This is a genomic window from Vibrio sp. SCP2 (genome assembly GCF_059295395.1).
The window spans coordinates 123,594-145,114 of record NZ_JCAFVV010000004.1 but is presented as its reverse complement, the minus strand read 5'-3'; the positions used below and the strand labels follow the sequence as shown (position 1 = coordinate 145,114).

At 45.6% G+C, this 21,521-nt stretch carries 20 protein-coding genes; 11 read left to right on the top strand and 9 right to left on the bottom strand.

Features of this window, described 5'->3' with window-relative positions; translation table 11 throughout:
* Positions 1-57: 57 nt before the first annotated feature.
* The 6 genes from AC5O63_RS14015 (at position 58) to deoD (ending at position 6,745) form a co-directional block, all read left to right on the top strand.
* Positions 58-1,320, top strand: coding sequence for a NupC/NupG family nucleoside CNT transporter (locus tag AC5O63_RS14015; RefSeq protein ID WP_272785608.1), 1,263 nt, complete (start codon positions 58-60; stop codon positions 1,318-1,320).
* A gap of 552 nt (positions 1,321-1,872) precedes the next feature.
* On the top strand, positions 1,873-2,043 hold the full coding sequence (locus tag AC5O63_RS14010) for a XapX domain-containing protein (protein ID WP_004744928.1): 171 nt from the start codon (positions 1,873-1,875) through the stop codon (positions 2,041-2,043).
* A gap of 265 nt (positions 2,044-2,308) precedes the next feature.
* Entirely contained in the window at positions 2,309-3,085 is a 777-nt protein-coding gene (gene deoC, locus AC5O63_RS14005) for a deoxyribose-phosphate aldolase (protein ID WP_004744927.1), read from the top strand.
* A gap of 114 nt (positions 3,086-3,199) precedes the next feature.
* Entirely contained in the window at positions 3,200-4,528 is a 1,329-nt protein-coding gene (gene deoA / locus AC5O63_RS14000) for a thymidine phosphorylase (RefSeq protein WP_494505384.1), read from the top strand.
* A gap of 187 nt (positions 4,529-4,715) precedes the next feature.
* The gene (locus tag AC5O63_RS13995) at positions 4,716-5,936 is read left to right on the top strand and encodes a phosphopentomutase (protein WP_004744925.1); all 1,221 of its coding nucleotides are present in this window, start codon (positions 4,716-4,718) and stop codon (positions 5,934-5,936) included.
* An 89-nt stretch (positions 5,937-6,025) separates the two neighbouring features.
* Complete coding sequence (gene deoD / locus AC5O63_RS13990; RefSeq protein WP_171323020.1) at positions 6,026-6,745, top strand: purine-nucleoside phosphorylase; 720 nt, start codon at positions 6,026-6,028, stop codon at positions 6,743-6,745.
* Positions 6,746-7,034: 289 nt separating this feature from the next.
* Here the strand turns inward: deoD and AC5O63_RS13985 are convergent, their stop codons facing one another.
* Entirely contained in the window at positions 7,035-7,640 is a 606-nt protein-coding gene (locus AC5O63_RS13985; protein ID WP_171323018.1) for a YtjB family periplasmic protein, read from the bottom strand.
* Positions 7,641-7,744: 104 nt separating this feature from the next.
* Here AC5O63_RS13985 and serB point away from each other — a divergent pair, with 104 nt between their 5' ends.
* The gene (gene serB / locus AC5O63_RS13980; protein ID WP_494505383.1) at positions 7,745-8,725 is read left to right on the top strand and encodes a phosphoserine phosphatase; all 981 of its coding nucleotides are present in this window, start codon (positions 7,745-7,747) and stop codon (positions 8,723-8,725) included.
* A gap of 34 nt (positions 8,726-8,759) precedes the next feature.
* On the opposite strand, the gene AC5O63_RS13975 is transcribed toward serB, so the two are convergent.
* Positions 8,760-11,105, bottom strand: a complete 2,346-nt coding sequence (locus tag AC5O63_RS13975; protein ID WP_004744921.1) for a PilZ domain-containing protein — start codon at positions 11,103-11,105, stop codon at positions 8,760-8,762.
* A 154-nt stretch (positions 11,106-11,259) separates the two neighbouring features.
* Here AC5O63_RS13975 and radA point away from each other — a divergent pair, with 154 nt between their 5' ends.
* Positions 11,260-12,639 (top strand): DNA repair protein RadA, encoded by a 1,380-nt coding sequence (radA, locus tag AC5O63_RS13970; protein ID WP_494505382.1) that lies wholly within the window; start codon positions 11,260-11,262, stop codon positions 12,637-12,639.
* 415 nt (positions 12,640-13,054) lie between these two features.
* Here the strand turns inward: radA and csdA are convergent, their stop codons facing one another.
* From csdA to AC5O63_RS13950, 4 genes are all read right to left on the bottom strand, one after another.
* Entirely contained in the window at positions 13,055-14,266 is a 1,212-nt protein-coding gene (gene csdA, locus AC5O63_RS13965; protein WP_494505381.1) for a cysteine desulfurase CsdA, read from the bottom strand.
* Complete coding sequence (locus AC5O63_RS13960; protein ID WP_171802024.1) at positions 14,266-14,865, bottom strand: DJ-1 family glyoxalase III; 600 nt, start codon at positions 14,863-14,865, stop codon at positions 14,266-14,268. The genes csdA and AC5O63_RS13960 overlap by 1 nt, the downstream gene beginning before the upstream one ends.
* Positions 14,865-15,752 carry a 2-dehydropantoate 2-reductase gene (gene panE / locus AC5O63_RS13955; RefSeq protein WP_494505458.1) on the bottom strand — a complete coding sequence of 296 codons (888 nt, stop codon included), beginning with the start codon at positions 15,750-15,752 and terminating at the stop codon, positions 14,865-14,867. The genes AC5O63_RS13960 and panE overlap by 1 nt, the downstream gene beginning before the upstream one ends.
* A 105-nt stretch (positions 15,753-15,857) precedes the next feature.
* Complete coding sequence (locus tag AC5O63_RS13950; RefSeq protein ID WP_004744916.1) at positions 15,858-16,634, bottom strand: outer membrane protein OmpK; 777 nt, start codon at positions 16,632-16,634, stop codon at positions 15,858-15,860.
* Positions 16,635-16,978: 344 nt separating this feature from the next.
* On the opposite strand from AC5O63_RS13950, the gene AC5O63_RS13945 reads away from it, so the two are divergent.
* The 3 genes from AC5O63_RS13945 to AC5O63_RS13935 are packed head-to-tail and all read left to right on the top strand — an operon-like array spanning position 16,979 to position 18,860.
* Positions 16,979-17,560 (top strand): LON peptidase substrate-binding domain-containing protein, encoded by a 582-nt coding sequence (locus AC5O63_RS13945; protein WP_494505380.1) that lies wholly within the window; start codon positions 16,979-16,981, stop codon positions 17,558-17,560.
* A 57-nt stretch (positions 17,561-17,617) separates the two neighbouring features.
* Entirely contained in the window at positions 17,618-18,196 is a 579-nt protein-coding gene (locus tag AC5O63_RS13940; protein WP_494505379.1) for a sigma-70 family RNA polymerase sigma factor, read from the top strand.
* Between the two features lies 1 nt (position 18,197).
* Positions 18,198-18,860 carry a ChrR family anti-sigma-E factor gene (locus AC5O63_RS13935; protein ID WP_494505378.1) on the top strand — a complete coding sequence of 221 codons (663 nt, stop codon included), beginning with the start codon at positions 18,198-18,200 and terminating at the stop codon, positions 18,858-18,860.
* A 51-nt stretch (positions 18,861-18,911) separates the two neighbouring features.
* On the opposite strand, the gene AC5O63_RS13930 is transcribed toward AC5O63_RS13935, so the two are convergent.
* From AC5O63_RS13930 to AC5O63_RS13920, 3 genes are all read right to left on the bottom strand, one after another.
* Positions 18,912-20,303, bottom strand: coding sequence for an AmpG family muropeptide MFS transporter (locus AC5O63_RS13930; protein WP_494505377.1), 1,392 nt, complete (start codon positions 20,301-20,303; stop codon positions 18,912-18,914).
* Between the two features lie 73 nt (positions 20,304-20,376).
* On the bottom strand, positions 20,377-20,922 hold the full coding sequence (locus AC5O63_RS13925; RefSeq protein ID WP_171322998.1) for a peptidylprolyl isomerase: 546 nt from the start codon (positions 20,920-20,922) through the stop codon (positions 20,377-20,379).
* Positions 20,922-21,491 carry a YajG family lipoprotein gene (locus AC5O63_RS13920; protein WP_004744909.1) on the bottom strand — a complete coding sequence of 190 codons (570 nt, stop codon included), beginning with the start codon at positions 21,489-21,491 and terminating at the stop codon, positions 20,922-20,924. Before AC5O63_RS13920 ends, AC5O63_RS13925 begins: the two co-directional genes overlap by 1 nt.
* Between the last annotated feature and the right edge of the window lie 30 nt (positions 21,492-21,521).

Genomic DNA, 21,521 nt, shown 5'->3' with positions numbered 1-21,521 from the left:
CTTTTGAGCTCCATTTTGTAACACGCCAACAAATAACATATAAGGAAATCATAAACTATGAGCCTGTTTATGAGCCTAGTCGGTATGGCAGTATTGCTAGGAATTGCATTACTACTGTCTGATAACCGCAAAGCTATCAATCTAAGAACTGTGGGTGGCGCATTTGCTATCCAATTCATCATCGGTGGTTTCGTTCTTTACGTACCATGGGGTCGTGACCTTCTAGCTGGTTTCTCAGCTGGTGTACAAAACGTTATCGACTACGGTAAAGACGGTACTGGTTTTCTATTCGGAAGCCTAGTTAACTTCTCAGTTGACGGTATTGGTTTCATCTTTGCGTTCCAAGTACTTCCAACGCTAATCTTCTTCTCTGCACTTATCTCTGTACTTTACTACATTGGTTTAATGCAGTGGGTTATCAAGATTCTTGGTGGCGGTCTACAAAAAGCACTAGGTACTTCACGTGCCGAGTCTATGTCTGCAGCAGCTAACATTTTCGTAGGTCAAACAGAAGCACCTCTAGTGGTTCGTCCGTTTGTTCCTAAAATGACTCAATCTGAGCTATTTGCAGTAATGTGTGGTGGTCTAGCGTCTGTTGCTGGTGGTGTACTAGCAGGTTACGCATCTATGGGTGTACCTCTAGAGTACCTTGTAGCAGCATCATTCATGGCAGCACCAGGTGGTCTACTGTTCGCTAAAATCATCAAGCCTGAAACAGAACAGGCTAACGAAGATCTAGGCGCAGACATCGACGGTGGTGACGACAAGCCTGCTAACGTTATTGACGCAGCAGCTGGCGGTGCTTCAGTTGGTCTACAACTAGCTCTAAACGTTGGTGCAATGCTACTAGCGTTCATCGGTCTAATCGCTCTAATCAACGGTATCCTAGGTGGCGTTGGCGGTTGGTTCGGTATGCCAGAGCTAACTCTAGAAATTCTACTAGGTTACCTATTCTCTCCACTAGCATTCCTAATCGGTGTGCCATGGGCAGAAGCAACAGTAGCTGGCTCGTTCATCGGTCAGAAACTGGTTGTTAACGAATTCGTAGCTTACCTAAACTTTGTACCTTACGTTGGTGAGAACGCTCAAGTTGTTGCTGCAACAGGTCAAGTAATGTCTGAGAAGACTCAAGCAATCATCGCATTCGCTCTATGTGGTTTCGCAAACCTTTCTTCTATTGCGATTCTACTAGGTGGTCTAGGTGGTCTAGCTCCAAACCGTCGTCATGACATCGCTCGTATGGGTGTGAAAGCGGTTTGTGCAGGTACACTGTCTAACCTAATGGCGGCGACAATCGCTGGCTTCTTCCTATCTTTCTAATTGATTAAGCGAAAGATTATATAGACGCCGTTTTATAAAGCCCCGTAGTTGCATAGCTTGCTATGTACTACGGGGCTTTTTCGTTTTTTCTTTCGTCGTCTTTTGCCCGCTAACTGCGTTAACTACGAATATTCGCCCCAATCATTTAGTAAAACTAAACTCATGGGGACTCATATTCTTGTTGCCTTGTTAGCGAACAAATGACTTAGAAAGGATTCGACTTAGCCAGTGCGATAGCTGCGTTAACTTCGGTTTTCACCCTAGTCACTTAGCGAGCTAAGCTCCCAGGGATTCAAATCCTCGTTGCCTTGCTCTCACACTGACTATTTCGAAAAAACATCAGCATGAGACAATGAGAGCTTTCGTTGGATTGTGCGAAGGTCTGGAATGAGTTCGGACAACAAGATTCATAACGTTTGTGCAGTTGATTAGATTGAGCAAACGTTAAGCAGAATCTTTTTTGAGATACAAACCGTTTGCGCTCTATGAGCCACTACAGTTCTGCGACAAATATCTATAATGTAGGTATCTATAGAAAGTAGGGTAAAACTCATGAATGAAGTTTTCCTCGCAACCTTAGCCGGTTTTGTCGTTGGAGTCCTGTTTTCCGCTATCAAGTTACCGATACCGGCCCCGCCTGTATTAGCAGGTGTTATGGGCATCGTTGGTGTTTATCTTGGTGGCGTAACTTATCAATGGATTATTGAGAAGTTTTTTAGCTAGCGATAATTAATACAAGGAGTATGATTGGCGCTGGCAGCAACGATACCGTTGCTTGGGCGTTTGCCCATATACGTTAGACACCGCAATCGCAGATTGTTGTGCCATAGACCAAACTGGTACTGTGCGGTGACAAGGATAGCAATTGGCATATTAAAACTCGCTGTATATGCCGAGTCTTCAGGGAACCAAGTCCGTTCATAAATGACTGCAGTTCTAAAAACGTTTTTAGAACAGTAACTTTTTTGAATATTGATCGGAGATAGAAATGAGCGATTTAAAAGCAGCAGCACTACGTGCACTTAAACTAATGGACCTAACTACGCTGAATGATGATGACACTGATGCGAAAGTTATTTCACTATGTCATGACGCAAAATCAGCAGTAGGTAACACAGCTGCAATTTGTATTTACCCTCGCTTTATTCCTATTGCTAAGAAGACACTTCGTGAGCAAGGTACGCCAGAAGTTCGCATCGCAACTGTAACTAACTTCCCACACGGTAACGACGACATCGAGATCGCTGTTGCTGAAACTAAAGCGGCAGTAGCTTACGGTGCAGATGAAGTAGACGTAGTATTCCCTTACCGTGCTCTAATGGCAGGTAACGAAGAAGTGGGCTTCGAGCTAGTTAAGCAATGTAAAGAAGCTTGTGGTGATATTCTTCTGAAAGTAATCATCGAAACGGGTGAGCTAAAAGAAGAAGCACTAATCAAGAAAGCATCTGAAATCTGTATCAAAGCTGGCGCAGACTTCATTAAAACTTCAACGGGTAAAGTGCCAGTAAACGCAACACCTGAATACGCTCGCATGATGCTAGAAGTGATTCGTGATATGGGTGTTGCACAAACTGTTGGTTTCAAACCAGCTGGTGGCGTTCGTACTGCTGAAGATGCAGCGGATTACCTAGCAATGGCTGATGAAATCCTAGGCGATAACTGGGTTGATGCTCGTCACTACCGTTTCGGTGCGTCAAGCCTGCTAACAAACCTACTAAATACATTAGAAGTAACAGACGAAACTGCTGATCCAGCAGCTTACTAATTCTCTCGTTCGAGAGTAGATAAAAACAAAGTCTGTTTGGTGGAGTAGCGAGCCGCTGCTCCACATTACCTCTTTACCTTATAACCATCGCTTGCTAAAGCGTGGGAGGATCTAATGTACTTACCTCAAGAAATCATTCGTAAAAAACGCGATGGCGAAGTGCTTACCGCGGAAGAAATTAACTTCTTTATCCAAGGCGTAGCGAAAAACACTGTATCTGAAGGTCAGATTGCAGCGTTTGCTATGACTATCTTCTTTAATGAAATGACGATGCCTGAACGCATTGCGCTTACTTGTGCTATGCGTGACTCTGGTATGGTTATTGATTGGAGCCACAAAGAGTTTGGCGGTCCTATCGTTGATAAACACTCAACCGGTGGTGTCGGCGATGTAACCTCTCTAATGCTTGGCCCTATGGTCGCTGCATGTGGTGGCTTTGTACCTATGATCTCAGGTCGTGGTCTTGGTCATACTGGCGGTACGCTAGATAAGCTTGAGTCTATTCCTGGTTACAACATTACCCCAACTAACGAAGTGTTTGGTGATGTAACCAAAGAAGCGGGTGTGGCAATCATAGGTCAAACCGGCGACTTGGCACCAGCCGATAAGCGCGTATACGCGACACGTGATATTACTGCGACGGTTGATAACATCTCGTTGATCACCGCTTCAATTCTTTCTAAGAAACTGGCAGCAGGTCTTGAATCACTAGTGATGGATGTAAAAGTTGGTTCTGGTGCATTTATGCCAACTTACGAAGCGTCGGAAGAGCTAGCTAAATCTATTGTCGCCGTAGCAAACGGTGCAGGTACTAAGACAACGGCTATCCTAACCGATATGAACCAAGTACTGGCTTCTTCTGCGGGTAACGCGGTTGAAGTACGTGAAGCCGTTCAGTTCTTAACGGGTGAGTACCGTAACCCTCGTCTACTTGAAGTGACTATGGCGTCATGTGCCGAGATGTTGGTTCTAGGCAAGCTTGCTGATAACACTGAAGATGCGCGTGCCAAGTTGATGGAAGTACTCGACAACGGTAAAGCGGCAGAGTGTTTCGGCAAAATGGTTGCTGGCCTTGGTGGCCCTGCTGATTTTGTTGAAAACTACGATAACTACCTAGAAAAAGCGGAATTCATCAAGCCTGTATACGCTGATCAAAACGGTACTGTATCAGCGATGGATACTCGTGCAATTGGTATGGCCGTTGTGTCTATGGGTGGTGGTCGCCGTGTTGCAACAGACGTTATTGACTATGCAGTGGGCTTTGACAGCTTCATCCGCTTAGGTGAAGAGGCATCAAGTGATAAGCCTCTAGCGGTTATCCACGCTCGCAATGAAGAGCAGTGGCAGGAAGCAGCGCAAGCACTGAAAGCCGCGATCACGATTGGTGGTGAGTACACACCAACGCCAGAGGTGTATCGTCAGATTCGCGCTGAAGATCTTTAAACTCTTCATACTTGAACTTGCAGCGGCGTTAACTGCGTTCGCTCCCCCAGTCACATAGACGAGCTATGCTCAGGGGATTCGCTTGCTGGTTGCCTTGCTGCAAGTCCAACTATTTTGAGTTGAATTACTATTATTATTAGATTGGTCGATTGAGCTGTTGTTCTTGACCAATCAAAGGAAGAGAGCAATGAAAAGAGCATTTATTTTAGTCTTAGACTCATTTGGTATCGGTGCGACAGCTGATGCTAAAGACTTTGGTGACGTTGGTTCAGATACCCTAGGTCATATTGCTGAGCAGTGTGATAAGGGCTTAGCGGACAACGCTGATCGTAGCGGCGCACTAAAGCTACCTAACTTATCTAAGCTTGGCCTAGCAATGGCACACAAAGAGTCGACAGGTAGCTTTGCTCCAGGCCTTGATGCAGACGCAGAAATCATCGGTGCTTATGGCCACGCGGCTGAGCTTTCTTCTGGTAAAGATACTCCATCTGGTCACTGGGAGATTGCAGGTGTACCTGTACTGTTTGATTGGGGCTACTTCACTGACAAAGAGAACAGTTTCCCTAAAGAGCTAACTGACCGCATCCTTGAGCGTGCAGGTCTTGACGGTTTCCTAGGTAACTGTCACGCATCGGGTACTCAAGTTCTTGATGATTTGGGTGAAGAGCATATGAAGACTGGCCAGCCAATCTTTTACACTTCTGCTGACTCTGTATTCCAAATTGCTTGTCACGAAGAGACGTTTGGTCTTGATCGTCTACTCGAGCTTTGTCAAATCGCGCGTGAAGAACTTGAAGATTACAACATTGGTCGTGTTATCGCTCGCCCGTTTGTTGGTCCAGGTAAAGGTCAATTTGAGCGCACGGGTAACCGTCGTGACCTATCTGTTGAACCACCTTCAGCAACGATTCTTCAGAAGCTAGTTGATGAGAAGGGCGGTGAAGTTCACTCGATTGGTAAGATCTCTGATATTTACGCTGGCTGCGGTATCACTAAGAAGACCAAAGCAACAGGTATTCCTGCTCTATTTGAAGCAACAAAAGAGGCAATCAAAGAAGCGGGTGACAACACTATCGTATTCACCAACTTTGTTGACTTCGATTCTGCTTATGGTCACCGCCGTGACGTTGCGGGCTATGCAGCGGCGTTAGAGTACTTTGATGGCCGTATCCACGAAGTGATGGAGATGATGGAAGAGGACGATGTACTGATTCTAACTGCTGATCATGGTTGTGATCCTACTTGGCCAGGTACTGACCACACTCGTGAGCACATCCCAGTGATTGTTTACGGTCAGAAAGTACCAGCAGGCTCGTTGGGCCTTCGTGAATCCTTTGCTGATATTGGCCAAACTTTGGCTAGCTACTTTGGTACTTCACCAATGGATTACGGTAAAAACTTCTTGTAATCAAAATCGACTAAATTAGATAGAGGGCCTAGCCCTCTATTATTTTGTCCATTCTCACTAATATCCGATTAATAAAAGGAAATTGAATCATGGCAACTCCACATATCAACGCAGAAATGGGTGCATTTGCAGACGTCGTACTCATGCCGGGTGACCCGCTACGCGCAAAATACATTGCAGAAACCTTCTTGGAAGATGTTGTACAGGTATGTGATGTACGCAATATGTACGGCTTCACGGGCACTTACAAAGGCCGCAAAGTATCGGTAATGGGTCATGGTATGGGTATCCCATCATGTTCTATTTACGCAACAGAGCTGATCAAAGATTTCGGCGTGAAGAAGATCATTCGTGTCGGTAGCTGTGGTGCGGTAAGTGAAGATATCAAAGTGCGTGACGTAGTCATCGGCATGGGCGCATGTACGGATTCGAAAGTGAACCGTATTCGTTTCAAAGGTCATGACTTTGCGGCTATCGCTGACTACAAAATGGTTCGCGCAGCAGAAGACGCAGCAAAAGCACGCGGTATTGAAGTGAAAGTCGGTAACCTATTCTCAGCGGAGCTGTTCTACACGCCTGATCCAGAGATGTTCGATGTTATGGATAAATACGGCATCGTTGGGGTTGAAATGGAAGCCGCAGGCATCTACGGCGTATGTGCTGAGTACGGTGCAAAAGCACTAACCATCTGTACTGTTTCAGACCATATTAAGACAGGTGAGCAAACTACATCTGATGAGCGCCAAACAACGTTCAACGATATGATGATCGTTGCTCTAGACTCTGTTCTTTTAGGTGACGCAGAGTAGGGGCGGACTGCGTCCTTGAGATCGCTTCGCTTCGGGAAAACGGGATCGGGCTTCGCCCTTCGATAACACTGCGTTCCGAGAATCGAGATAGGACTTCGTCCTTCGAGAGTTTTTCGTTCCCGTGTCCATAGCTAAGCGTTCCTAAATAAACAGGGTTGACGTTTTCACGTCAACCCTGTTCTATTTTATCCAGTTATCCAGTTATCCAGTTATCCAGTTATCCAGTTATCCAGTTATCCGTAGGACGAAGTCCGTTCCCGCATCTAGGAGCGAAGCGTTCTAAAAATCTCTACATATCCTTGAGCAACAAGTTCTCACCCTTGCGCTTGTTTGGCTTACGGCGAACAATCAAGGTAAGCAGCAGGCCGGCGATAAAACTCAGCCCGACCATGGTGTACATGTATCGATCGCTTTTGCGGTAGTAGTGATCAGAGAAGGCGGTCAGCTTACCTGTTTCAAAGGTGATGCGGACAAAGCCAATCACTGAGCCATCGTGTAACACGGGCTCCACCAATTGTTGTTTGCCAATACGTGCTGTTTGTAGTGGGGTATCTAGACCAAGCATCTCTCGTACAGACTTTGCTTCCTGACTGGCCGCCAGTTTTACCCCTTCAGAGTCATAGATGGTGGCATCGATTACCAGCTCATCTTTAGCTAGTTGATTGGAAAGTTTAAGTAAGCGCTCTTGATCTTGATTGATGATCATATCACTGGCAGAAAGCGATGCCTGTGAGATCAGAATATTGGTTAGCGTCTCTAGTTGGTTGGCCTGAATCTCTTCGTTACCCTTCGTAATTTTGACGCTGTTAATCCCAATGGTTGCCACCATAGCAATCAAAGAGATAATCGCGAGTACTTTCATCGCAGTACGAAAAGAAAACAGAGATGAGTCCATTTTTCACCTAAATAGAGCTTAATTATATTTTAGAGCATATTGAGACTTGCGCACCCAAATTGCAATAGGTTAACGTGTTGAGAGATTTTTTAGGAATAGTAGACATGGACACGTTAAAGACTCTCTCTATACGTAAACACATCCCCCTCATTAACCGCCTACCAGAATCTCGACTTGCTACCCAGTTTGATAAAGCCAATGCAGGTTGGGTTGTTTTTGGTGAGTACCTCTGCCCAAGTCAGTTTGAAGACATCGACTTCTTCGTTGGTTACTACAATGCTGTAGTTGACGTTTGGAAGGTTGGGCGTTATGAAGTGGCCTTAATGGCTGGCGAACTAACGCCTGAGCATGAAGAAATTTTACAAGGTTTAGAGCTAGATTACTCTACACTGGTCGATATGCCAGATCTGTCTAAACCGGGGTTGATCGTGTTGGATATGGACTCAACCGCGATTCAAATCGAGTGTATTGATGAGATCGCTAAACTCGCGGGTGTGGGTGAAGAAGTAGCGGAAGTCACTGAACGTGCGATGCAAGGAGAGCTCGATTTTGAGCAGAGCTTACGTCAACGTGTTGGCAAGCTTGCAGGCGCTGATGAGTCAATCTTGAGTGAAGTCCGCGCCGAGTTACCTCTGATGCCTGATTTACCCGAGCTGATTGGCACACTAAAACAGTATGGTTGGAAAACGGCGATTGCATCGGGCGGCTTTACCTATTTCTCAGACCACCTCAAACAATTGTTAGCGCTTGATCATGCTCAGTCCAACCAACTAGAAATCGTTAAAGGTAAACTGACCGGTAAGGTGCTTGGTGACGTAGTCTCAGCGCAAACGAAAGCGGATATTCTGGTAGAGCTGGCAGAGCAATACGATATTGAGTCTCACAATACGATTGCTGTCGGCGATGGAGCCAATGATTTGGTGATGATGGAAGCGGCGGGCTTAGGCATCGCTTATCATGCGAAACCGAAAGTTGAGCAGCAAGCTAAGAGTGCCGTTCGCTATTCTGGCTTAGGTAGTATTGTGTGTATTCTTTCTGCACTGCTAGTGAAGCAAAAGCGGGTCAGCTTTAAACCTCAACCATAAGCATTCAAAGCGAGGCAACCAAGGCCTCGCTTTTTTATTGGGTTAAGCCCAAACGGATTAACACTTCCTCGGTGATGTCAGTCAGCTCACCATAACCAACAATGTTGTGGATGTCTTTTTCTAGATTACGCGCATGGTGCAAACTGATATGAGTTAACTCATCGAGGTCTTTGCGCACCAAGGCAGTAATAGGATCAAAGACTGGCGCACCACAGATTCTAATCGCATAGAACTCTCCCATTGCTTGGGCATTTTTGACAAAGTTCATGCGTTCTTTCAGGCTATCGAAGTCGCTGCTCAATTTCGAATCAACTGATTGGATACGCGTTCCGAACTTAACCGCAGTGAGATAGAGCTCATGATATTGAGGTTGAGCACCTTCAATTCGCTTCATCGGTTGAGCGAGGAGCGTATTGGTGCGGCCTTTGTATATTGGACCAAGCGAGAAGTTTTTCTCATCGCCTAGTTTAGCCAAAATGGTTAAGTAAGGTTTGAGTGGGTAATTAATACCAATCGCTTTTGGTCTCAGGCTATTGCCTTTCTTCTCGATAAACAGTGGCGAGCTGACCATTTTATCGAGCAAGATATCATGCAGACCTTCAAGTAGCTCATTGCTTGGCAGCAGTTCTTTTTTAGCGATCAATTTATCTTGGTTATGATCGATCAAAGTGCCAAAGAAAGCGATAGTGCGCATAATCTGACTATCTTCAATGATCGCCAGTTGCAACTGCTTCCCTCCGGGGCTCACTCTAATCACGCGATAAGGCACTTCGCCAAGAGGGAGCTTCTTGTCATAGAGTTGAAGCTCTTTGAAATTGACTGAACAAGTTTCGCCCGCTTTCAATTTACACGGCGCAGCCAGAGCGACGCTAATGCCATGTTTAGAGATATCTATGCTGATGCCTTCATAAGTCGTTGTGTCAGGCTCAGAGAGCATTATCGGCGATTTAAACTGGTATCGCGGTTCTCTACGACGCGACTGAGCATCGAAATAGATACATACCGGATTGTTTTCTGGGTTTCGGGCATGTCTAAATTGGTTAAGTTCACTGCTCGCTAAACGAGGTTTCTCTGCCAATAGATAGTCTTGGCGACTGGTGTCATCAGCGATTTCTTGCAAGATGCCACAATGAGTCAATGAAGAGGTTTCAAGCCCAAGTTCGTTGGTATGCTCTGAAAGTTCGAGCCTCTCTTCTGCAGACAGTTCAAACACCGACAATCGGAATACTTTCCAACTCTCTTTCTTTGCACCAATGTGCCAAAACAGCTGACGCAGTTCACGTGTCGCTTCCGGCATCATCATGGAGAAGAACAAGGTTTTGTCTTGATGCTCATGAGTGAAGGAGTAGATCACATTACTACTTCCTCTCATGCCTTCCGTAGTGAGCAATGACATACGCTGGTTGTTGAATAAGTTAGTTAAGCTCTGCTGATTGCGCTCATCATGCCAGTACTGCCAAATCTTCTGGTTGTTTTCTGTCATTAGGGCAAGTTTTAACTCATTACCACTAAAGAACACTGGTAGATTACAGGTGTGTTTTAAGTAGGTATGCTCAAAACCACGTGAACGAGCACGAATGATCTTATCTTGATTGTCGTGGCGAGTCTTTTGTCCTTCACTTTTTAGCAGTTGCTCAATCACATCTTCGATAATATTGGTGGTATCAAGCTTGAGTAGCCGTAGATACTTAACCGCATCGTTCTCGTAAGACTCATCGATGCCAACAATACGATAAGGAATGACGGAATGTATCCCTTCCACTTCAACGGTTTTGCTCAGTTCAACCAGACGAACGTCAATGACTTCACCAAGTTTGTAATTGAAGGCTGAGGGTACTTTAAATTTAGCGCCGGAAGGAGAGAGATCGACAGTCACGGCATGGACAATCTGTCCGCTCAGCAGTTCAATCTCGATCTGGGAAGAGATTTTTAGACGGTTCTCTTTGCGTTTCAGGTCATAACCCATTACTACCGCTTCGACATCAATACCATTGATATCGGTGGTGATCTCGGTTCCTAGTGGTTTGCCACGTTTTTGCATCACTCTGAAATTGTTATGAGTATTGCAAAGTGCTTCCCAAACCCCTTCGGTATAACCACCAAACTTGCGCGTGTTCTTGTGGTAGGCATTAAATGCAACGTCATCGAGCCAATGTTTTAGGCCATCGAGCTCGTATTCTCTACATTCACCTTTGACTCGTCCGCGGAGGTCGATAGGTTTAGTACAGGGTGCCATAACTCGGTTAAGTTCCATCTTAACTAAGATTTTGACAGACGGTGGGTCTCCCTCAGTCATTTGACCAAGAAGAAATTCGAAATCTTCCGAGTTGTAAGCAGGAATCAAACGTTCCGCAAGAGAGAGTATTTCTGGCTGCTGCATATTTTTTTGTTAGAGTATCCCTTACTCAAAATATCGACCTTGATATAAAGATCTTTAGTGATATGTTACTGCGAATCAAGTAGAGATGGTGAGATACGCAAGCGTAGACGATGTTTGCGTCACAAATACAATATTTTAAGAGGCCTGAGGTTACATGGCAAAAGCGAAGAGAGCATACGTTTGTAATGACTGCGGAGCAGATTTTCCCCGTTGGCAAGGACAGTGTAATGCGTGTGGAGCGTGGAATACCATCAGTGAGGTTCGTTTAGCGGCATCACCGACAGTAGCGCGCAACGAGCGTCTTGCAGGTTATGCAGGGGCAAGTACAGAAGCGAAGGTTCAAACGCTTTCTGAGATCGAGCTGCAAGAGGTTCCCCGTTTTACTAGTGGATTCAAAGAACTCGACCGAGTGCTAGGCGGAGGTGTGGTTCCCGGTGCTGCGATTCTAATTGGTGGTAACCCCGGCGCAGGTAAATCGACACTCTTGCTACAAACCATGTGCTACTTGGCATCGCAAATGCCGACGCTTTATGTCACGGGTGAGGAATCTCTTCAGCAGGTTGCAATGCGCGCCTCTCGACTTGGCTTACCCAAAGACAATTTGAAGATGTTGTCAGAAACCAATGTCGATCGCATCTGTCAAATTGCTGAAAAAGAACAGCCTAAGATTATGGTGATTGACTCTATTCAGGTTATGCACGTCTCGGACGTTCAATCCTCACCAGGCAGTGTGGCTCAAGTAAGGGAAGCGGCAACGGCTTTGACTCGTTATGCGAAGCAAAATAACGTCTCGGTATTCATTGTCGGTCACGTAACTAAAGATGGCACCTTGGCTGGCCCTAAGGTACTTGAGCACATCATTGACTGTTCGGTGTTGCTTGACGGAGGTACAGACAGCCGTTTTCGTACCCTTCGCAGCCATAAAAACCGTTTTGGCGCAGTGAATGAGCTGGGTGTATTCGCTATGACGGGCCAAGGACTTAAAGAGGTGAGCAACCCTTCGGCGATTTTCTTATCGCGCGGCGAGGAAGAAACCTCCGGCAGCTCGGTTATGGTGGTCTGGGAAGGCACGCGCCCACTCTTGGTAGAGATCCAAGCCTTAGTCGATTATTCGCAATTGGCTAACCCGCGCCGAGTCGCAGTTGGTCTAGAGCAAAACCGATTATCGTTACTTCTTGCCGTACTACATAAACATGGCGGTCTGCAAATGGCTGACCAAGACGTGTTTGTAAATGTCGTCGGTGGGGTAAAAGTAACAGAAACCAGCGCTGATTTGGCCTTAGTAATGGCTCTACTCTCAAGCTTTAGAGACAGACCACTACCTAAAGATGTAGTTGTGTTTGGAGAAGTTGGTCTGGCAGGAGAGATTCGCCCTGTACCAAGTGGACAAGAGCGTTTAAACGAAGCCTTCAAGCATGGTTTTAAAAAGGCAATTGTTCCTGCCGCTAACATGCCAAAAGGCGGCATCCCAGGTATGCAAATCCACGGAGTTAAGAAGCTGTCAGAGGCGATTGAAGCGTTTGATGAGCTGTAGAATCTAGGGAACGGACTTCGTCCTATGGATCGCTTCGCTAATGGAACGGGCGTTGCCCTATGGATCACTTCGCTTATGGAACGCTTCGCTTATGGAACACTTCGTTGCGGGAGAACTGGATCGGGCTTCGCCCTGCTAGAGAGAAGAAGCTTCTTTTCGGTCATTCCATAGAGCGACGAAGGAGTGAGTAGGGAATCTCTTCGAGTGTTCGAATTGCTTTAAGAGATCCCCAACTCGGTCGTTCCTCCCTCTTGAGGATGACCGTCATAAAATAAAGAGTGGAGGCTCGATTAATGTAAATCTAGTTATCTAGTTATCTAGTTATCTAGTTATCTAGTTATCCAGCTCTCCGTAGGACGAAGTCCGTTCCAAAATCCCAAATCCCGCATCCATAGCGAAGCGTTCCCGCTCTCGCCTAAAGCATATCCACTGCTTTCTCAACCGCAGCCACTAACCTATCAACGTCTTCCATGGTGTTATATACCGCAAAAGAGGCGCGGATAGTGCCTTTCACACCTAACGCATCCATTAGCGGGTGGGCGCAGTGGTTGCCTGCTCTCACTGCGATACCCTGCTGATCTAACAAGGTGGCGACATCTTGATGATGTACGCCATCAATGATGAAAGAGATGACCGATGAGCCTTTCTGAAAGCCTAAGGTTTGCACATCTTCGATTTGACTGAGTTTTTGGTGCGCACGTTCGACAAGCTGGTGGATATGTTGTTCAACTAGAGCCTGATCTAATGAAGAATACCAATTGATCGCGGTAGCTAAAGCGATTGCTCCGGCTACATTGGGTGTTCCAGCTTCAAATTTACCTGGAACGCCAGTGAAGGTTGTGCCGCTGAAAGAGACTTTTTCAACCATCTTTCCGCCACCATGCCAAGGCGGCATGGACTCTAGTAAGCCAAGTTTGCCGTAGAGCACGCCAATCCCCGCAGGAGCAAAGAGTTTGTGCCCTGAGAAGACATAGAAATCCGCGCCAAGCGTTTGCACATCGACTTTCTCATGTACGACGCCTTGAGCGCCGTCAACAACCACAATGGCATCGTGCTGGTGGGCAAGCTCTATGACTTGTTCGATAGGCTGCCTTGTACCAGTCACATTGGTGATATGGGCGAGTGCAACGATTTTGGTTTTATCCGTAATCAGTTGTTGATACGCGGCAAAGTCAAACTCACATTCCTGAGTCATCGGTATTTTGACTACTTTGGCTCCGGTCTGCTCAGCAACAATTTGCCACGGCACTATGTTGGCATGATGCTCCATCTCACTGACCAGTATCTCGTCATCTGGGGTTAGTATTGAACGAGCATAAGTCTGAGCGATAAGGTTGAGGGCTTCTGTCGCACCGCGAGTCCAAATAATCTCGCTAGCCGATGCTGCGCCAACAAAGTTAGCTACCGTTTCACGTGCGGTCTCAAATTCACTGGTCGCTTTGGCGGTCAAGCTATGACTGCCACGATGGACATTGGCATTTTGCTGGCTGTAGTAATCAGAAATCGCCTTGATGACACATTTAGGCTTTTGACTTGTTGCGGCGCTATCAAGGTAAACAAGTCTCTGGTCATTAATTTGTTGCTTTAAAGCGGGGAACTGATCAGCAATAAGCTTGGCGTCGAACATTATTCATCACCCAGTTTGTGGTATTGCAGGGTAGGGATGGTGACCATTGGCTCTGCGACCGTCCACGCGTGTGCTTTGCCTGATAGATTTATGATAATCTCCATCGCAAATTCGAGCGCGGTGCCCGGCCCTTGGCTCGTCAGCAAATTATGGTTTACATCATAAGTGACGCGTTTTACTCGCCAGTTTTTCTTTTCAATATGACTTTCGAAGCTAGGGTGACAAGTCATTAAAGCTTCTGAGTATAGGCCATGGTGTGCTAACACTAACGCTGGTGCAGCGCAGATTGCCGCGACAAGTTTACCTTCGTACATTTGCTGACGAACAATCTCGACCAAAACGGTACTGTCTCTGAATACCTCTGCACCGCCAACGCCACCCGGTAAAATGACAGCATCAAATTCGTCATCCGCAATATCGACTAGCTTACAATCTGCATTAAGAGTGACACCTCGTGATGCCTTCATGGTGAGGTTGCCATCAAAGTCTGCGCTAGCCACAACAACTTCATAGCCCGCACGAACCATCATATCTATGATGGTAATAGCTTCCATTTCTTCACTACCGGGAGCGATTGGGACGAGTACTTTTTTAGTCATTATGAATTCCAACTTTGTTCTATGTTTTTGATGGCTTGATACAGTTTGCGATTTTTGGGCATCGAGATGCCATGGTGCTGCGCACGCTCAAGTAAGTATCCAGTAATAAAGTCTATCTCGCTTGGGCGGCGATGGAAAATATCTTGCTGCATAGAAGAGTTATTGGCAGCGGTTGCCTCTATCACTTGATTGACTGTTTGCGACAGTTGCTCACGTGAAAGCGGGATCTGTTCAGCGGCTAACACTGGATGGATCTCATCCAGTAGCCCATTCACTTCAAGCTGGTGATCTTGTGCGGCAAGCTGACCATTTTTGATTTGATGAATTGCCGTGAGGGGGTTAATCGCACAATTTATCGCGAGCTTAGTCCATAGCGCGTGGTGAATATTGTTATTCCAAGCTGTAACAGGAAGTGCATGAGTAAAGACTTCCTCCAGAAATGCACATTTGTTGCCAAGTGAATTGAAACCACCGAGCTGTGTCTGCCCTATGCCAGTATGGAGAACTTGTTGCTTGCTTGGTTTATACGCCCCGTGGGTGGTTGTAGCCAGTACTAACGGGTTGTTAGGCATTTTACGCACTACGGCTTCAGCCGTTCCCATACCATTATGCATTAGCACTATGATGGCATCTGGGCTGATGCTTGGCATAAGCGGGGTCAGTGCAGAGTCAACTTGCCACGCTTTTACCGTAATAAAAATCAGATCGGCTTGCTCAATACTGTTAGTGTCGCGGTTAGAAAAGGTTTGCGGCGGTAGCTGATCAAGTTGAAGGGTGAGTCTTGGTTCGATAGAGGTCGACCAGAGAGAAACATTGTGCCCTGCTGCTTGAAACTTGGATGCCCATAATGAGCCAATTGCTCCCGGGCCTAGGATAAGAATATTCACTGAACGCTCGCAAGTAGATAACTTTGCACCAAGGATAATGTCAGCGAAGGGGAAAGCAATAAAAATGGCACCCCAAGGTGCCATTTTTAGTCAATACATCAACAATTAGAAGTTGTATTGTACGCGGTAGATTACAAGATCTTGGTAATCTTTACGTGCAAGTTTGTTAACTGTGTAACGGTATAGGATACCTGTTGACCAGTTTTGTGTGACATTCCACATTGCATTTAGGCTACCGTTTAGACCCCAGCTTTCTGAGCTTTCATTAGAGCCAGCAGTTGTGCTTTGAAGCGTAGAGTACGCATCGTTACGTGCAAATTCTAGCTCATTCCAAGTAGAGAAGGTAAAGTTTTGACCTGCAATATCTGTGTTGTAGTAACCAACGTAGCCAAACATACCACCGTTGCTGCCTTTGATATCACCAGAATTGATTTGGTGTACACCAATGAATGGAGTGAAGCCCCAACCATCGCCTTTAAGGCCTGTGTAACCTAGACCTAACACGCGGTTTTGCTCGTGGAAACCTTTGTCTGTATCTGTGTTGTATACTTGAGCGTATAGAGAGATACCTGAGTCAGTTAGGTTGTAGTGGATTGTACCTTTAGTAGATGCACCACGGTCATCACCTGCGCGATCTACACCTTCGTAATCGTAGAAGCCGTAGATTTGGCCCCAATCGAATACCGCACCACCTTCAATACCGATTACCGCTTGGTTACGATCTTCGATTTCGCCGCCAAAGTTGTCTTTATCGTTACCGATACCGTGGTTCCATGCTTGGTAGTCAACATACATACCACCGAAACCGAATAAGTATTCTGCTTGTGCTGGTACAGCTGATACCGCTGCAACAACACCTAGAGCTAAAAGTGATTTACGCATAATGGGAACTCTCTATGTTTGTTAATTTAAATATTCAGTAGATATTTACTTGGTTGCACAATCTTAGCTGTGCTTTATGGGATGGAATAATATCGATAAAAATCTCAAAAGCCATGTGCAACCAATGTAAAAAAACATAAATCTGGTGATCGGGATCTCATTAACAGACTAAAATTTTAAATGTAACGGAACTTTCATTGCATTGCACAGAAAGTGATATAGGTATCGATTACGCAAACGTTGGCCTAAATTTTTATGCTTATCATGTATTCAACATATTCGGTGAATGATCGGGTTGGTGTGTTGTAACGTAACTGTTAATAAAAAGATGGGGAGTTACATTTATGCCTGAGATTATGCTTTTTCCTTTGAGTTCTTTTGTGTTGCCAGAAGGGAAAATGCGCTTAAGGATTTTTGAGCCACGATATAAAAGATTGGTTTCTCAAGCGATGAAAGCCGATGGAACCTTTGGTGTGTGTCTGTTTGAAAAGCGTGATGAGCCTGAAGGCAGTGAATTGTCTAAAATCGGAACCCTAGTAAAGGTGATTGACTTTGAGCAGCTTGACGATGGGTTACTCGGGATCTCTGTCACTGGTTTAACTAAGTTCGAGATCAAGCATGTAAGAGTTGAATATGATGGTTTGCGATATGCCAGAGTCAAATGGCTACCGAGTTGGGAATATTCTACTGTTGATAAAGAGGTTGAGCCCATCTGCCATTATTTGAGCCGGGTTTATCAGCAGTTCCCTGATATTGGTAATCTCTACGAGCAAAAGTTTTTTGATGATGCCAGTTGGGTCAGTCAACGTTGGTTAGAAATACTCCCTCTGACCAATCAGCAATTTGATCGTTTAGTCGGGCAAAAAGATTGCGAAGGTGCTGTTAGTTTTCTTACAAAAACCTTAGGAGATGAGCTGACACAGTGATCGAAATAGTTTGTCAGACGTATTAAAAAGTTCAGGGGCGTTATTAAGGATATCGAAATGGCCAACATAGATACCCAAGCTTTTAAAAAAAATGACTGGGCGTCGTGTATGGAGAAGGTGAAGCAACAAGACAAGCAAGCATTTGCTCTGGTGTTCTCTCATTTCTCCCCACGTTTAAAGCAGTTTGCCTTTAGGCATATGGGCAATGAGCAGGTGGCTTTAGAAATCGTTCAAGAAGCGATGGCAACCGTGTGGCAAAAAAGTGCATTGTTTGATGGTAGTAAAAGCTCGCTTTCTACTTGGATATACACCATTGCTCGTAACCTCTGTTTCGACACTCTGCGTAAACAGAAGGGGAGAGAAGCGCATATCCACTCGGAAGATATTTGGCCTAATGACTATTGTCCGCCTGATTTGGTTGAGCACTACTCTCCTGAAACGGAGCGCTTGAAACAGCAGATTATCAAGTATCTCGATATTTTGCCTGAAGCACAGAAGAAGGTGGTCAAAGCTGTTTACCTTGAAGAGCTTCCCCATCAGCAAGTCGCTGATATGTTCGACATACCTTTAGGCACCGTTAAATCTAGATTGCGATTAGCGGTAGAGAAATTACGCAATTCAATTGAGGCAGAGTAGTATGAGTTTCCATCCACAAACATCAATGTTGCAGGCTTACGCTCAAGGCATTCTTGATGATGTGAGTGCCTTTACAATTGCCACTCATATCGAGAGTTGTCCTAAATGTAGGCAGCTGGTTCAGCAGTTTGAAGCCGAGTGCGGAGAAGAGCTAGTTAGTGAAAGTGTAGATTCAAATCTAGATTTGGCTTCAATGTTTGATCAGATTGTACGTTTAGAGCAAAACAGCGAGCCACTGAGACCGCCGCGATTACCGACTTTTATCGAAGTAAATGACAAAACGTTCAGGCTTCCTCTGTCGTTAACTCGCTTTAGAGACAAAATAGGCGAGTGGAAAAGTTATGGAGGTAAGGTCTACAGCGCTTCGATAGATATTTCCGAGCAAGCGCGAATCAATCTGATGTACATCGCAGAAGATGTCACCATCCCTCAGCATACGCACAAAGGTTTAGAATCAACACTAGTACTGCATGGAGGGTTTAGTGATGAGGATGGCCATTATGAAGTGGGTGATTACTTGCTTAAAGATGGTTCGGTGAAACACAGCCCGTTCACCCGCGTCGGCGAAGATTGCTTATGTTTGACCGTGCTTACTGAGCCGATGCTTTTTACCCAAGGTGTAGCAAGAGTATTTAACCTGTTTGGCAAAGGCATGTATCCTTAGAAAGCAGATAGAACGAAAAAGGCTTGGTTTTTTGAACCAAGCCTTTTTTGATCAACTATTTTCTGTGCTTTGCTGCTGCAGTTCCTGTTTATCCCGCTCCTTTGCCTTCTCCAACATGTCGGAGAAATAGTGTCTGAGTGAATAGAGCATAATCAGGCTTGGAATCACCATCACTGCGGTCAAGATAAAGAAGGTTGACCAGTCGTTGAGGTAATCGACCAACTCCCCCGAGAATGAAGCAAGTGTCGTTCGACCAAAATTGCCTAATGAAGCGAGCAGGGCGTATTGCGTTGCCGAGAAAGCTTGCCCTGTCACTACGGTTAAGAAAGAGACAAAGGCGACAGTCGAAAATGCTGAGGTAAAGTTATCGACTACTAGTGTGGCTAAGAACAATTGCTCATTTGGTCCAACCTTAGCGATCCATGCAAACATCAGATTACTCGACGCCATGGCAATACCGCCAATCATCAGGCCGCGCACAATACCAAACTTCACATTGACCATACTGCCAACTAGGGTGAACAGAATTGTTAGTCCCCAGCCGATTAACTTGGAGTAATAACCGATCTGTTCATTACTAAAGCCAATCTCTTTATAGAAGGTAATCGACATTCGGCCAAGGAAAGCCTCACCAATCTTAAATAAGAAAACGAACAGTAGTAGTGTCAGTGCGACGCGGAAGCCATTTCGTTTGAAGAAATCTAAGAAGGGTTCCACCACGGTTACCGTTAGCCAAGCAACGGCTCGATTGCCAACTACTTTGCTATGGCGCAGTTCCGCTTGCGCTTGCAATGAATCACGCTGGGTTTTTGGCTCACCGACGAGCAAGGTGAAGACCATCAAAATAGCGACAATGGCGGCCATACCGTAGTAAACGCCATTCCAACCAACAGAATCTGCATTGATAAAGGCAAGGTAACCAGGTACTGAGTAGCCCGTCCACCAACCAATCACTGCCATCGCAGAAGCTTGCGGCAGTTTTGAAGGTTCTGATTTAGGGAAAGTATCGATACGAAACGCATCGATAGCGATATCTTGTGTTGCTGACGAGATAGCAATTCCCAAAGCTAACATCGAAGTAAGCATCAGGTTTTGCGATGGATCGACACCGGCGATAAATAAGGTGCAAACGAGAACCACTGACTGACAGAGGAATATCCAACTTCGGCGCTGACCTAGCATTGCGTGCAATAGTGGTAAGCGAACCCTGTCGACCAGTGGCGCCCAAAGAAAGTTAATTGCGTAGACAGCGAAAACACTACCAAAGTAGCCAATTGCTGCGCGAGTCAGCCCGGCATCTTTGAGCCAGCCTGACATATTCGAACCAATCAATACCCAGGGAAAACCACTGGAACAGCCGAGCATGAACACCCACATCAGGCGTCTATCCATGTAGCTTTGAATTGTTTCTCGCCAAGACAGTGAAGGGGAGTCAGAAGACATACACTATTCCTTGTTTGAGTTTCCGGTATGCAAGAAGAAAGGCTCTAACCGCGGAGATTAGAGCCTAAGAGGATTATTTTAGAAGAGTCGCTTTTGTAATTATGATTGGTTCAACAGGAACATCGCGGTAGCGTCCTACTGAGTGGGTCGGTTTTTTACCCATCTTTTTAATTACGTCAAAACCTTGCGTTACTTTACCAAACACTGCGTAACCTGGTGGGCGTTGGTCATAGTCAAGGAAGTTATTGTCGACGAAATTGATAAAAAACTGACGAGTTGCAGAATTTGGGTTGTTGGTACGCGCCATTGCAATCGTTGCCGTATTATTCTTCAACCCATTCGACGCTTCATTCTTAATCGGTGAGTAAGTCGCGAGCGGCTTCATCTCTTTATCAAAACCACCGCCTTGAGCCATAAAGTTAGGAATCACGCGATGAAACTGAGAACCGACATAGCTACCATCGTCGACATACTTTAAAAAGTTCGCCACCGTGATAGGGGCTTTCTCTTGGTTTAGCTCAACAGTGAAAGAGCCTAGGTTGGTTTCGAATTCTACCTTTGGACCTGCAAATGCGAGACTGCTAACTAACGCAAGTGAGGCAATTGCTGTTTTCCACATTAGAATCGCTCCTGCATGTAGTTTTGAAGTTCGCGGTCGTTAGAGACTTCTTGCAGCACTAGGTTGATGACATCATTTAGTACTTCTTCGATCTCTTCGTTTGAAGCGCTAAGTGCACCTGTGCGTTTTGCTGTACCCGTGTAAGTCTTAACAAGTTTGCCCTGTGGTGTTTCTGCGGTAATTTCCAGAACGACTTTTCCATCCATCTGGTTTTCCATTACGGTGTGCTTAACAGACACTAGCGCTTCTTGAACTTCCACTTCCACGGAGTTTTCGCTGTTAACTGTGCTACGGAAACCTTGCGACTTGAACTGATCCAACAGTGCGTTTTCGATTGAGATGCGAACATTTTGCTTAGAGTGAATCGGTTCAATGTTTGAACGTCCACTGTCTACCAAAGCAACATATTGCGCGGAACGCATGTCTTTACTGGTCAGAGTAAAACTTGCATCTTGAACAATATCACTGTTGCTCAATACCGCTTTAGGCATGAAGTTGATTTGCTCTTGCTGCGGAGCTGAACACGCAGTGAGTAATGCCATTGACGCGGCTAGAACCAGTTTTCTCATTGTAATTTCCTTTCTTGTTAACTCTGCGAG